The following is a 12,978-nucleotide window of genomic DNA, read 5'->3' as shown; positions in this document are numbered from 1 at the left end:
ACAAGTTGTTAATAACTGTCCTCTATGTTAGTGATAGTGATGCCAACACCAAAAGGGAAAAATATCATGACACGACGAGGAAAATACCATTATAAACAGGCAATTAAGCTTACCATCACCGCACTGTCTGCGGCGGTACTGATTGCCTGTGGTGGTGATGACAATGAAAAACTGACGCAGGTAGAGCCACCGTCGCTGACGCCTGCACCTACACCAACGCCGACACCCGCGCCACCGGTTACCGCTTTTGACCCTGATGGAGTATTGGAAGCGAGTATCCGTTACACCGATTATGGCGTACCGCATATCAAAGCAGACAACCTGGAAAGCATGGCCTATGGCGTTGGCTACGCCTTTGCCAGTGATAATATCTGTATTCTAGCCGACCAAATCGTGCGCTATAACAGTAAGCGTTCAGCATATTTTGGTCCAGATGCGGTGCCCGGTAGCGGTGACTCATCTCACCTGATTAATGATTTTGGCTTTTTGGCTTTGCAGATCAGAGAGCAGGCTGAACAGGGTTTACCAACGTTGTCGGCCAACACCCGTGCGATGTTGCAAGGTTATACCCAGGGTTACAACCGCTACCTGAGTGATACCGGTGTGGCGAATATCGATCCAGCCTGTGCCAATATGCCTTGGGTACAGCCTATTGATAGTGTTGACCTTCTCACCTACGCTTTGGGCGTTGCGTTATTGCCTGGGGCCGCGAATTTTCTTGGGCCTATTTTTCTGGCCGCGCCTGATGGCGTGAACTTTGCGCCGCAACCTGCGCAGGCCAATGTCGAACTGCCATTCTCAGTGAAACCGAAAGTTGATTTACCAGAGATGAATGAAAACGATCTTGGTTCAAACGGCTGGGGTCTGGGCAGCGATATGACTGAAAACGGGCGGGGTATTGTGCTGGGTAATCCACACTTCCCACACACCGGTAACCTGCGTTTCTGGCAATTCCATACCACAATCCCGGGCCATCTGAATGTAATGGGCGGATCGCTTACCGGGTTACCCGGCGCAGTAAACATTGGATTCAATGAAAATGTGGCCTGGACACACACATTTTCAACCGCGGAACACTTTGTGGTTTACCAGTTAGCGCTTGATGGGGGTGATCCACGACAGCTGACGCATAACGTCGATGGTGACCCAAGAACCATTTACCCAATTGAACATGAAATCGATGTGGCGGTTGGGCCTGGTCAGACAATCAAGCTGTCCAAGACCACTTGGCATACCAACTACGGTCCTATGATCGAAGTGCCCGGCAGTTTTGATTGGGGTCCGGGCGGTAATGCCTTTGCGATTAAAGATGCCAATGCGCCGAATTTTGACATCATGGATCATTGGCTTGGCATGAACCTGGCCAGCAGCATGGATGAATTTAAAGAAGTGTTTAAACGCTATGATGGTGTGATCTTCAATAACACCATGGCAGCTTCAGCCGACGGCCAGGTGTTCTACATCGACGACTCGACAGTGCCCGATCTGACGCCTGTCGCAATCAATGCGCTGACGACGAATCCGGTATTGATTCAAACCAAGCAGTTAGCCGGTTTTACGGTTTTACCTGGGTTTATTTCGCAGTTTGATTTCACTGGACCTGTGCCGTATGAAAATGCCCCCAAATATGAAGGTAATGACTATGTGCAAAACTCTAACGACAGTTTCTGGCTGACCAATTTGGATTCGCCTATTACGGGTGTGAATCCCCTATATGGTCAGGTAGGCAATCAACAGTCTCTGCGTTCCAGAATGGCACATACGCTCCTTCAGGACAGTGCAGGCTCAGATGGCAAGTTCTCACCTGCTGAGGTTGAACAGGCATTGCTTAGCAACCGCAGCTATTTGTCTGAGTCGGTATTGGATGAGCTGCTGAGTATCTGTTCTGCAAGAGGTACCGATCCGGTCATGGTGAATGACACACCTGTCGATATCTCACCTGCGTGTGCAGCGCTATCGCTGTGGGATGGCACCATGAATAAGGATAGCGTTGCGGCCCACCTGTTCCGCGAATTTGCTTTCCAGTTCAGATTGTCTCCTCAGTGGACAGTACCCTTTGACGTCAATGAGCCCGTTACCACACCAAGGGGACTGGCAAACAATGACACCACGCTGGCACAGCTCGCTACCGCGATGTTGAATGTGCAGGCTGCCGGGGTTGCGCTGGATGCGACGCTCGGTGAAGTGCAGTTTGTCGAACGAAGCTTGCCGAATGGTGCCGCAACAGGCGTGAAATTGCCATGGGGTGGTGCCCACAATGTTGAAGGCGGTTTTAATGTGTTTGATACCGCGACGGGCAATAACGGTACACTGCTGCCGCGACATGTTTATGCACCGCTTAACAACACTACACGCCTGAGTGCTGAAGGGCAGGGCTATCATATCAACTATGGCAGCAGCTGGATGATGGTGGTTGGCTTTACCGATGCAGGACCACAGGCCAGAGGATTGCTGAGTTATTCCCAGTCTAGCCGCTTCGGCGAGGATGACTTCGATGACCAGACGCTGCTGTACTCCAGTCAGCCACAGCTGCGCAATCTGCGTTTCACTGAAAGCGATATTGCGGACAACCTGGTGATGCAAATCGACCTCTCGTCGAATCAATAAAGACAGGGTATACTTCACCACCACATAAAAAAGGCCCGTTAAGGGCCTTTTCTTATCATTTACGTTTATTGTGTTGTTAAAGGAGAAGTGCTTGGAATTCTTGTACGAATACGGACTGTTTCTGGCCAAAGTTGCAACCTTTGTTGCCGCCATCCTTATCGTCATTGCTGCTGCGGTCGGTGCAGCCAGCCGGCAGAACAAAGGTAAGGGCCAGTTAGACATCACCTCACTGAGCGAGCAGATAGAGCAGCTCACCATGCATGCCAAGCAGCTGGTGCTCAGTAAAGACGCTTTTAAGAAGCTGACCAAAGAAAAGAAGAAACAGGATAAAAACAAGGATGAACAGTCCACAAACCTGTTTGTTATTGATTTTAAAGGGTCGATGGATGCGCATGAGGTTGAGTGCCTGCGAGAGGAAATTTCAGCCATTTTGCATGTCGCATCGGACAAAGATGAAGTGCTTGTGCGTCTTGAGAGCGGCGGCGGTGTTGTACATGGCTATGGTCTGGCTGCGTCCCAGCTGCAACGAATCAAAGATGCCAACATCAAACTAACCGTCTGCGTTGACAAAGTTGCCGCCAGTGGTGGCTATATGATGGCTTGTGTTGCGGATAAGGTGATTGCAGCAAGGTTTGCCATTATTGGCTCTATTGGTGTGATCGCCCAGTTACCCAACTTCAACAAGGTACTGAAGAAGCACGACATTGAGTTTGAACAGCATACGGCAGGGCAGTTTAAGCGAACCCTTACCCTATTCGGTGAAAACAATGAGGCAGGCCGTCAGAAATTCCGTGAAGAGCTTGAAGATGTGCATCAGATGTTCAAAACCTTTGTTCAGGATAACCGTGCTGAACTGGATATCGATAACGTTGCAACGGGAGAATACTGGTACGGTGCCAAGGCCCATGAATTAGGGCTGGTCGATGAAATTGGTACATCAGACGATGTGCTGATGAAAGCAGTCGACTCGCATAAAATTTTCAGTGTGAAATATAGTCAGAAGCGCAATGTTGCCGAGAAGCTTGGGTTGGCTGCTGCGCAGGGAGCGGAAGCGTTACTGGGTAAAATCTGGCAAAAATCTACACAGCCATTTCAATAACAATGCTGGTTCATTAATGAGGCGGCGGCTTGCCCGTCGCGCCAATTCGCTATAAAGTTAAACGCTCGTTTAAAACAATAATAAAATCGATGTCAATTAAAACTAAGGAAGCGATCCTCAACGCTGCCGAATTGCTGTTCTCTCAACATGGTTTTGCCGATACATCACTGCGCATGATCACCTCTGACGCCAATGTAAACTTGGCGTCTGTTAACTATCATTTTGGCAATAAAAAGAACCTTATTCAGGCTGTGCTGCAGCGCTATCTGGATGTGCTTATCCCGCATGTTGAGCAGCAGCTTGAGAGACTTGAAAAGCGCTCCGTTACCTCGATTCTTAATTGTGTACTTGAGCCGGTAGCGCGGCTTAATGACGTGCGTCCCAATGGCACAGCGATGTTTGTGCAACTGCTGGGACGGGGATACACAGAGTCGCAAGGGCACCTTCGTAGATTTATTATGGGACAGTATGGGGACACCATCTCCAGGCTTGTCGCCAGCCTGCATGAGGCGTTACCTGACGTACCAGCCGAAGAAATGTTCTGGCGCCTGCATTTTGCGCTGGGTACCTTTGTATTCAGCATGGCTTCCAGCCAGGCGTTGACCGATATCGCACAGGCAGATTTTAATCAACAAGTGGATATTGAGGGGGTGATAGCGCACCTCGCACCATTTGTTGCTAGCGGCATATCACAGGCATAGAAAAAGCGACCTGAGGTCGCTTTTTTAACGAAATATACGAACTGCGCTTAGCGTGGTGCGCGAGAGCCAGGCTTATGACTTAGTACCTGTTCAGCCCAGTAGGCCTTGACTGAGAATGAAGACGCAGACTTTTTCGCTTTGGCCGGCTTGGCCTTGGCAGGCTTCTTCGCTGCCGCTGGCTTCTCTTCAGCTTTCGCTTTTAACGGCTCGGCTGCTTTAGCTGCACCGCCGCTCAGTTCCTCTGTCATTTCCTGTAATTGAGCAAGACGGACATTCTTTCCGCCATCGACGCTGTACCATCCGCCTTTTGCCTCAATCTCCGGTGCTTTGCCGTTGGCGGCAGTGTAAGCTTCTGTGAAAGCGGCGATTACCTGTTCTTTGTCCAATTTTGTCATAATTACAGTAAACCTATGTTTGTATTATTCTTAATTGCAGATAGGGTCGCTTTTTATACATGTTTTTAACAATAATGTCTAATCACGCGGCCGTTACGCAGATTTACACACTCGTCTACGAGTGAAAACGAGGAACTCACGTGCAAATCAATAACCATGAGCTACATCGCTTTCTTAATGAACTGCTTAAACCAGAAAAAATCAGGGATTATTGTCCTAATGGTCTGCAGGTCGAAGGTAAGGCGGATGTCAGGCGCATTGTCACTGGAGTGACAGCGTCACAGGCACTGATTGATGCTGCGGTAGAGAAGCGAGCCGACGCGATTATTGTTCATCACGGCTATTTCTGGAAAGGTGAGAATCCATGCCTGACCGGAATGAAGCGCACGCGGCTAGCCACGTTGCTGAAACATGATATCAATCTGTTTGCTTATCATCTGCCGCTAGATATCCATCCCAAGCTAGGTAACAACGCGCAACTGGCGCAGCGCCTGGGTATCGAGGTTGATGGTGGTCTGATCGCAGAGGATCCCAACAGTGTAGCCATGCGAGGTCATCTACAGGAAAGTATTAGCGTTGCCGAGATGGCCGCCAGATTGACATCCAGTCTCAAGCGCACACCTTTGGTTGAAGGTGATCAAAATCGCAAGCTGCGCACTATCGCTTGGTGTACTGGCGGTGGACAGGGATTCATTGAACAAGCAGCAGAGCAGGGCATTGACGCCTTTATTACCGGTGAAGTGTCAGAACAGACGATTCACACGGCGCGTGAAATGGGCATAGCGTTTTTCGCCGCCGGACACCATGCCACTGAACGCTACGGCGCAATGGCAATCGGACAGTATCTGGCTGAACAACTGGACTTGTCTGTTGAGTTTGTCGATATCGACAATCCGGCCTAATCAAATGCCTGTTTTAACCACTGCCAGGTGCGTCCAAGTCGTTCGTACCACCACCTTTCGGTTTTCTGAATGTTGCTTGCATCTGGTAGATGGCCCCACCAATGACTATCAGAATAGTGACGAATAAGATGGTCAGTAGGCGCGGGGATAGGTTTCTGACCACGCTGAGTAAAAAACGTGCTGGCTCGCAACATATGGCTGGCAGATGTCACCAGTACGAAGGGTTGACCATTTAATTCGGCGCTGAGTAACTGTGCCTCATCTTCTGTATCCCGAGCGTCTTCAAACATTTTTATCTGTGCCGCAGGCACGCCCAGCTGTTGTAACATTCGGGCATGCATTTGAGCGGTGCTAAATGGCTCTATACCGCCATAGCCAGAGGTGTATACCACTGCATCCTGATTCAGTTGCCATATGCGAAAGGCTTCAATCACGCGGGTCAGAGAACAGGCTTTAAGCTGAGAGGTGATAGGTAACTGGCTATCGTTAGCGTGTCCGCAGCCAAGCACGACAATCTGGTTTGCTGGAATAGAGATATCATATTGCGGGAAATGTCTTTCCAGCGCTCCTAACAGGCTGTTAGGCATAAATGACATAGACGATAGCCATAATAGCACCGTTGCAGTGAGCAAGGTGATTCTGGCCAGCGTCTGCTTCTGGGTGAACAGTAAAATCACGCCTACCGACAGTAAAAACAGTATAATCGGCAGCGGCATCGCCAGTGCACCAAGAATTTTTTTTAGGAAAAAGCCATCCATGTAGTTACGGACCCGTGTGTGATATGACATCTAATGATAAACCAGATCAGAGCTTTGATTCACTGACCAATAAGTTTGAGAAGAATATCTACGGCACCAGTAAAGGTAAACTACGCCATGAGTTGCTGCTGCATGGGGTATCTCGACACCTATCTGACGCGCCCGGTAAACAGGTGTTAGACGCTGGCGGTGGCACGGGAATATTTGCTCAGGCGCTAACAGAATTAGGTGATGTCAGTGTCACTGTTATCGATACCTCTGCCGAGATCCTTGAACGGGCTCGTCAGCAGTATGCACACAATGACGCGCTGTCCTTCATCCATTCTCCAATACAGTCGTTCGAAGCACCGCAGCAATACGATATTGTAGTGTGTCATGCGGTGTTGGAATGGCTTCAGCAGCCACTTTGTGCAATCGACAAACTGGTGTCCTGGCTCAAGCCCGGCGGCTTATTAAGCTTAAGCTTCTTCAACCAAGATGCGAAGCTCTTTGCCAATGCGGTGTATGGCAACTTCGATTATATTTTTGCGGGTATGCAGGTTAAAAACCAGGTGCGTTTGAATCCGCAAAACCCACAGTCGCCAAAAGTAATATTGCAGCACCTGCAAGATTCGCCGTTGGAGATAGTGTATCAGCGTGGCATACGCTGCTTTCACGATTATTTGCGGGATAAAACTCAGCAACAGCGAGACTATGACAAACTGAAACAACTGGAACTGCAATACGGTGAGCAGCACCCGTATCTGTGGTTAGGCAAATATTTTCATATTATTGCCAGGCGCGTCGAGTAGGGCGTTACAGGAATGTGTCAGGGTTAACCTTGCCGGTAAAGTAATACTGCAGGTTTTCTAACGTCGTTTGCGATATCTGCTGCATGGCCTCACTCGTGAAGAAGCCCTGGTGACCGGTAATCAGCACATTGTGAAAGCTCGATAAGCGCTGAAACACATCATCCTGAATGACCTCGCAGGAGCGATCGTCAAAAAACAGCTCTGATTCCATTTCATACACATCCAACCCCAACATGCCAATCTTCTGACTTTTCAGGCCAGCGACGACCGCCTTGGTATTTACTAACGCACCGCGAGACGTATTGATTAGCATCACGCCATCTTTCATCAGATGAATCGCATCATGATTGATCATGTGCTGACTCTCCAGGGTCAGTGGGCAATGTAATGTTATGATATCGGACTGGCGAAACAAGCTTTCAATATCAACGTATTCGCCCCCCAATGCTTCAACATCAGCATGCGGGTAGGGGTCATTACACAGAATTCTGCAGCCAAAACCGTTCAGGATCCTGACGACCGCGCGCCCAATCTGGCCGGTGCCAATTACTCCTACGGTTTTACCGTGCATGTTAAAGCCCATCAAGCCATCGAGGCTGAAATTTCCCTCTTTTACTCGGTTGTAGGCTTTGTGAAGTTTGCGATTTAACGTCAGCATCAGGGCGAGTGTATGCTCAGCCACCGCTTCGGGTGAATACGCAGGGACTCTGGAGACGCTGATACCTAGCTTTTGTGCGTACTGCGTGTCGACATTATTAAAACCTGAACAACGTAGCGCAACATGACCGATTTCATGGGCTTTGAGCGTATCCAGCACGGTTTTATCAACGATGTCGTTAACAAACACGCATATCGCATCATAACGCTCGGCTAAGGCTTTGGTTTCCGGACCCAAACGGGTTTCCAGAAACTCCAGATCAAAGCCATAATGAACACTGCGCTGCTGTAAATAAACCTGATCATATTTTTTACTGCTAAACACGCCGACTTTCATATCTGATGCCCTTTTGCCTATGACGCTATGTCAAAACACAGGCTACCTGCGCAACATGGCCGACACAACGGCCACTGCGCAGGAGCTTGATCTAGCCCAATAGTTTTTCGATCTTCGATGCGATGCTTGAAGGTTTAGTGGTGGGTGCAAATCGCTCAACCACATTACCATTCTGATCGACCAGAAACTTGGTAAAATTCCATTTGACGCTGGTACTGCCGAGCACGCCCGGCGCTTCTGACTTTAAGGTCTTATACAGCGGCGCAGCATTGTCGCCATTGACTTCAATTTTTTTGAACAAAGGGAAGCTGACCCCAAAATTCAGACTGCAGAACTCCTGAATTTCATCATCGCTGCCAGGCTCCTGATGACCAAACTGATCACAGGGAAAGCCAAGTACGACGAGTCCCTCGTCCTTGTAATTTTCGTATAGCTCCTGTAGCTCCTTATATTGCGGTGTAAAGCCGCACTTGCTGGCGGTGTTGACAATCAACAGCACCTTGCCTTTGTAATCTTCAAGTGATTGCATTGCGCCGTTGTTTAATGGCATTTCAAATTGATGAACAGATTGTGACATACTGCCTCCTAGTAATAAGTCGTCTATCCTGACGGCATTGTAGCAAGCAATCAATGAGTCTGAACAACATGAATAACATTGCGTTTATCGGATTGGGGGTAATGGGCTTTCCAATGGCGGGTCATTTGGCCAATGCCGGGCTGGATATTACCGTATACAACCGCACAAAAGATAAAGCTCAACAATGGGCACAGCGTTACAACGGTAAGGTTGCTGAGTCACCCGCCATAGCCGCAGAAAATGCAGATTGTGTTCTGGTGTGCGTAGGTAATGATAATGATGTTCGAGAGGTGTTGACTGGCCCACAGGGCGTTATTCAGCACATCAAGTCCGGCGCTGTTGTGGTTGATCACACGACGGCCTCTGCCGATATCGCCAGAGAAATGTATGATGTTTTTGCAGCAAAGCAGGTTGGCTTTCTTGATGCCCCCGTATCTGGTGGTCAGGCCGGCGCGGAGAATGGTCAGCTCACCATCATGCTGGGCGGCGACGTGGAGGCGTACCAACGCGTTGAGCCTGTGTTGCAGCACTATGCGCGATTTAGCAGACTGCTGGGCGATGCGGGCAGCGGTCAACTGGCCAAAATGATGAATCAGATTTGTATTGCCGGTGTCGTGCAGGGACTCGCAGAGGCACTGCACTTTGGTCAGCAGGCCGGTATGGATTGTGAGGCAGTGATTGAGGTGATCAGCAAAGGCGCAGCACAATCCTGGCAAATGGAAAATCGTTTCCAGACAATGTTAGCCGGTAACTACGAGTTTGGTTTTGCTGTTGACTGGATGCGCAAAGATTTGAATATTGCGCTGGCAGAAGCGAAGCGACAGGGCGCTACGCTGCCACTCACCGCACTGGTCGACCAATTTTATGCCGATGTGCAAAAAATGGGAGGAAATCGCTGGGATACCTCGAGTTTACTGGCTCGGCTGACCAAATAGTACGTTACGCGTAACGCTCATTCGAACATGGACGTACAACTTTTGTCACATCAACGGCTCATAATGCCATTTGTGGCCTTCATACTTAACGACCGCTCTGCCGTACTCTCTTTCAGCACGCCAGGTGCGGTTGTTTAATTTCACCGTCACGCCAGGGTAAAGCTTTTTGTTGGCAATAAGCTTAATCTCCTGCTGATAACCTTCCTTTTGCGCGCGCATTTGTTCAGCTTTGGATTCCATCCAGTTCAGCAGGCTCCGTTCTGATTTAAACATCGCTAGCGCTTCATCAAGCTTGTGCTGTAATTCAGCTGGAATATATTTCGAACGGATCAGATCAAGCTTTTCGCGATGGCGCTCATTGTTTTGTCGTAACTGCGTCAGCAGATCGTCAAGGGTATCTTTTCGCTCTAGCAACACATTAAAGCCATTGCTGAAATCTATCGCCAGACTGCTTCCAGATACCGCACCCAGTGTGCCCGCAACCACCGCTTCCTGGCTTTGTATTTCACAGGCAAACAAGTTGCCATTTGGATTGTCGATAGGGCCTACGATGACGCTACCGCCGCAAATGATTTTGCTATAAGCCAGTTGTCTGCCAATGGTGACGTTACCAGAGCACAGGATCTCTAGCCCCTGACCGTGTTGGATATGAATGCTACCTTGTGCGATTAATCGCGTGCTGAATTCTGTGGCGGCGTCATTAACCTTGCCCATCGCGCCTTCGGTTATAATGATGTCGCCACCTGATTGAATAGTGGCAGATTCGACGAAACCATTTATGGTGATATCGCCTGTCGCCTCAATTTCCATTTTTTCGGTAACGTCACCATTGACCAGCACGGCACCGTTATATTTAACGTTGCCGGTACCAACGTTCACGCCGTTAGTGGTGTAGGTATCGTCAACAATCATCTTCTGATCGCGGAATTTGGGCATCCCCGCTATGCTGGCGACCAATACGTTTTCATCTTTTTCACTGACCTCAGTGCCTGCTTCTGCGACCAGTTCCTGCCACTCGCCAGGCTCTGCGTCTAACGGCGTGCCCGTGATGGTATAACCAGGTCGTCCTTCGGTGGGTGGCAGGCGTTTCAACACAGGAGTGCCTGGCTTGACGCATACGATTTCACCCAGATTGCGCATATCGACCCTGCTGCCTGACGCCGTCTGCGGTCGCAAAACACGCTCAAGGGCGTTGGGAACGAGGGGTTTTAAACGTGAATGTTTGCCATTTCTTGCCGGTAAGCCCTTAGCAATGATCATATCGACGTAAGCACCGCGCTCTACGGTTTCAAGAGAGTGCAATAATTTGCGTATGCGGTTTACGCCTAAACCACGTTTAATACCGGTCTCACGGGCTTTTTTAACCAACGTCTTAAAATCAGGGACTTTTCCGCCGCATGGCGCTGACAGAGACAAGCTAGCTGTCATTTCATCTTCGCTTAGCCTGAATGTGACTTCCGCATCACGACGCTCGCCAATGGTTAAGGTTAATTGTGCATCTGCCTGATTTTGTGCCGCGTCATTGGCAGCATGGCATGCATCAGAAATAGATTCCTCAAACAAAAACAACTCACTGTATTCGGAGCCTGCGATGAAGCTGTACAGTGCTTTGGTGCTAAGTTTTCCTTGAAGCTGCTCGGGTTGAACGACAAGCTCGAGCACCTTGTCTTGATTATCTGTGCGTAAAGTCAGACCCTGCATTGGTGATCCCAAAAGGTTAAACGTTTAAACCGAATGCGTACTGCTTAGGTTATCGACGCTTTATAAAATAACTTTGATAACTTACAGGTTTTGCGCGTATTGATAAAGTGCTCTGAGTATCGCTTGTTTATTCGCATCATCACGATAGGTTTCTGCGAGCTTGGTGAGCTCGTGCTGAAACTCTGCTAACGCAATACTGGCGCCTTTTTCACCGTCAATGAGTCGCGCCTGTCTGTGTTGCTGCCAGCGCTGTGCTTCATCATGCGTCAGTGTGGCGGGATAGTTTCTGGCACGGTAATACGTCAACAGTTGATTGAGGCGTGTGTCGCTAAATCTACCGTTAAGTGAATCAAGCTGTTCAGGGCGGATATCGTGCACCTGCTGCATTAGGGCGGTATCAGCATCGGCAATAAAGCCTTCGTATAATGCCTGATCGGGCGGTGAGGGGGCTCGCTGCATATCATCATCAAATACTGTCGCCAGTTTTTGTACCAGTCCATGGGTATTTTTCAGCAAGTCCAGTCGCTTCAGACAGGCTTGACGGTCTATGCCCAGACGCTCAGCGTTCTCTGGCGTCAAGGTTTTTGCCGGGGCTACAAACGGACTGCGATTAAGATGGACTAATTTTAACGGCGGGCGGTCTTGTTCGCCGAGATCCTCGCTGCGCGCATAAAGTTGCGAGCGTAATGTCTCTGCGTCATATTCCAGTAGCATGTCGCAGGGGCGGGTCAAATCGATACAGATGACGGCGTTAGACTGCGTGGGATGTTGGACTACCGGCATCATCCATGCGCAGCATCCTTGCAGTGCTGGCAGCTTAGATGAAATGTGCACGAAGGGCGTGTGCTGCAAGCAGTCTAACTGGGCCGCGACAGCCTTTTTTTTACGTAATGCGTAGTAAAATTCGTACAGCTTTGGCTGTTTGGTTTTAATCAGTTTGGCAACTGCGATCGTGGCATGCACGTCGGATAATGCATCGTGAGCCTGCTGATGGCCTAATTCATTGGCTGCGGTCAGATGTTCGAGTTTAAAGCTTGGCGCACCATCATCGCGCTCGGGCCACACTATTCCTTCGGGTCTCAGTGCATAGCAGGCGCGAACCAGATCGATTATGTCCCAGCGACTATTGCCCTGTTGCCATTCTCTGCCGTAGGGATCGAAAAAGTTGCGATACAGCGCATAGCGTGTCACTTCATCGTCAAAGCGAATGCTGTTATATCCAGCGACACAGGTATTGGGTATGGTCATGTGGCGATGGATCTGAGCCACAAACTCCGCTTCTATCATGCCATCCCGCAGGCTTTGCTGTGGTGTGATGCCGGTGACCAGGCAGGCACCGGGGTGGGGCAGATAATCATTGGCAATCTGACACATGATATTGATCGGCGAGCCAACCGGATTTAACTCCAGATCGGTTCGGATCGCTGCAAACTGACACGGAAGATCTTTAGCTGGGTTTACCCCCCAGGTTTCGTAGTCGTGCCATAAAATCGTAGGAGACTCGCTCATTGCACGTGA

12 protein-coding genes are annotated in these 12,978 nt (G+C 49.5%); 6 read left to right on the top strand and 6 right to left on the bottom strand.

Going from position 1 to position 12,978, the window contains the following annotated elements; all coding sequences use genetic code 11:
• Nucleotides 1–66 precede the first annotated feature (66 nt).
• The 3 genes from G441_RS0103450 to G441_RS0103440 all read left to right on the top strand — a co-directional run bounded on the left by G441_RS0103450 (nucleotide 67) and on the right by G441_RS0103440 (nucleotide 4,407).
• The gene (locus G441_RS0103450) at nucleotides 67–2,607 is read left to right on the top strand and encodes an acylase (RefSeq protein WP_051275321.1); all 2,541 of its coding nucleotides are present in this window, start codon (nucleotides 67–69) and stop codon (nucleotides 2,605–2,607) included.
• Between the two features lie 91 nt (nucleotides 2,608–2,698).
• Nucleotides 2,699–3,706 carry a protease SohB gene (sohB, locus tag G441_RS0103445; protein WP_026375061.1) on the top strand — a complete coding sequence of 336 codons (1,008 nt, stop codon included), beginning with the start codon at nucleotides 2,699–2,701 and terminating at the stop codon, nucleotides 3,704–3,706.
• A gap of 89 nt (nucleotides 3,707–3,795) precedes the next feature.
• The gene (locus G441_RS0103440) at nucleotides 3,796–4,407 is read left to right on the top strand and encodes a TetR/AcrR family transcriptional regulator (protein ID WP_026375060.1); all 612 of its coding nucleotides are present in this window, start codon (nucleotides 3,796–3,798) and stop codon (nucleotides 4,405–4,407) included.
• 47 nt (nucleotides 4,408–4,454) lie between these two features.
• Here the strand turns inward: G441_RS0103440 and G441_RS0103435 are convergent, their stop codons facing one another.
• A complete protein-coding gene (locus G441_RS0103435; RefSeq protein ID WP_026375059.1) occupies nucleotides 4,455–4,802 on the bottom strand; it encodes a hypothetical protein in 348 nt (115 codons plus the stop codon).
• Between the two features lie 140 nt (nucleotides 4,803–4,942).
• On the opposite strand from G441_RS0103435, the gene G441_RS0103430 reads away from it, so the two are divergent.
• On the top strand, nucleotides 4,943–5,704 hold the full coding sequence (locus G441_RS0103430) for a Nif3-like dinuclear metal center hexameric protein (protein ID WP_026375058.1): 762 nt from the start codon (nucleotides 4,943–4,945) through the stop codon (nucleotides 5,702–5,704).
• Here the strand turns inward: G441_RS0103430 and G441_RS0103425 are convergent.
• Nucleotides 5,701–6,492, bottom strand: coding sequence for an ElyC/SanA/YdcF family protein (locus tag G441_RS0103425; protein WP_084407256.1), 792 nt, complete (start codon nucleotides 6,490–6,492; stop codon nucleotides 5,701–5,703). The genes G441_RS0103430 and G441_RS0103425 overlap by 4 nt on opposite strands.
• On the opposite strand from G441_RS0103425, the gene G441_RS0103420 reads away from it, so the two are divergent.
• Entirely contained in the window at nucleotides 6,486–7,253 is a 768-nt protein-coding gene (locus G441_RS0103420) for a methyltransferase domain-containing protein (protein WP_026375056.1), read from the top strand. The two genes, G441_RS0103425 and G441_RS0103420, sit on opposite strands and share 7 nt — an antisense overlap.
• A 4-nt stretch (nucleotides 7,254–7,257) precedes the next feature.
• Here the strand turns inward: G441_RS0103420 and G441_RS0103415 are convergent, their stop codons facing one another.
• On the bottom strand, nucleotides 7,258–8,247 hold the full coding sequence (locus G441_RS0103415) for a 2-hydroxyacid dehydrogenase (RefSeq protein ID WP_026375055.1): 990 nt from the start codon (nucleotides 8,245–8,247) through the stop codon (nucleotides 7,258–7,260).
• A gap of 91 nt (nucleotides 8,248–8,338) precedes the next feature.
• A complete protein-coding gene (locus G441_RS0103410; RefSeq protein ID WP_026375054.1) occupies nucleotides 8,339–8,824 on the bottom strand; it encodes a glutathione peroxidase in 486 nt (161 codons plus the stop codon).
• Nucleotides 8,825–8,892: 68 nt separating this feature from the next.
• Between G441_RS0103410 and G441_RS0103405 the strand changes: the two genes are divergently transcribed.
• Nucleotides 8,893–9,759, top strand: coding sequence for an NAD(P)-dependent oxidoreductase (locus G441_RS0103405; protein WP_205622152.1), 867 nt, complete (start codon nucleotides 8,893–8,895; stop codon nucleotides 9,757–9,759).
• A gap of 45 nt (nucleotides 9,760–9,804) precedes the next feature.
• Here G441_RS0103405 and G441_RS0103400 read toward each other — a convergent pair whose 3' ends face one another.
• Entirely contained in the window at nucleotides 9,805–11,460 is a 1,656-nt protein-coding gene (locus G441_RS0103400; RefSeq protein ID WP_026375052.1) for a DUF342 domain-containing protein, read from the bottom strand.
• A gap of 81 nt (nucleotides 11,461–11,541) precedes the next feature.
• Nucleotides 11,542–12,969: an exodeoxyribonuclease I gene (gene sbcB / locus G441_RS0103395; protein ID WP_026375051.1), complete on the bottom strand. Its 1,428-nt coding sequence runs from the start codon at nucleotides 12,967–12,969 to the stop codon at nucleotides 11,542–11,544.
• Nucleotides 12,970–12,978 lie beyond the last annotated feature (9 nt).

The sequence above is a fragment of the Aestuariibacter salexigens DSM 15300 genome (genome assembly GCF_000429145.1).
GTDB lineage: Bacteria > Pseudomonadota > Gammaproteobacteria > Enterobacterales > Alteromonadaceae > Aestuariibacter > Aestuariibacter salexigens.
The sequence above is the reverse complement of the archived record's forward strand: the minus strand, read 5'-3'. Positions and strand labels throughout refer to the sequence as shown.

Excerpts from the sequence above, each read along its gene's own strand:
- G441_RS0103410 (WP_026375054.1), bottom strand. The coding sequence starts at position 8,824 with ATGTCACAATCTGTTCATCAATTTGAAATGCCATTAAACAACGGCGCA.
- G441_RS0103420 (WP_026375056.1), top strand. The coding sequence starts at position 6,486 with ATGACATCTAATGATAAACCAGATCAGAGCTTTGATTCACTGACCAAT.
- G441_RS0103435 (WP_026375059.1), bottom strand. The coding sequence starts at position 4,802 with ATGACAAAATTGGACAAAGAACAGGTAATCGCCGCTTTCACAGAAGCT.
- G441_RS0103415 (WP_026375055.1), bottom strand. The coding sequence starts at position 8,247 with ATGAAAGTCGGCGTGTTTAGCAGTAAAAAATATGATCAGGTTTATTTA.
- G441_RS0103450 (WP_051275321.1), top strand. The coding sequence starts at position 67 with ATGACACGACGAGGAAAATACCATTATAAACAGGCAATTAAGCTTACC.
- G441_RS0103425 (WP_084407256.1), bottom strand. The coding sequence starts at position 6,492 with ATGTCATATCACACACGGGTCCGTAACTACATGGATGGCTTTTTCCTA.
- sbcB (WP_026375051.1), bottom strand. The coding sequence starts at position 12,969 with ATGAGCGAGTCTCCTACGATTTTATGGCACGACTACGAAACCTGGGGG.
- G441_RS0103400 (WP_026375052.1), bottom strand. The coding sequence starts at position 11,460 with ATGCAGGGTCTGACTTTACGCACAGATAATCAAGACAAGGTGCTCGAG.
- G441_RS0103440 (WP_026375060.1), top strand. The coding sequence starts at position 3,796 with ATGTCAATTAAAACTAAGGAAGCGATCCTCAACGCTGCCGAATTGCTG.
- G441_RS0103405 (WP_205622152.1), top strand. The coding sequence starts at position 8,893 with ATGAATAACATTGCGTTTATCGGATTGGGGGTAATGGGCTTTCCAATG.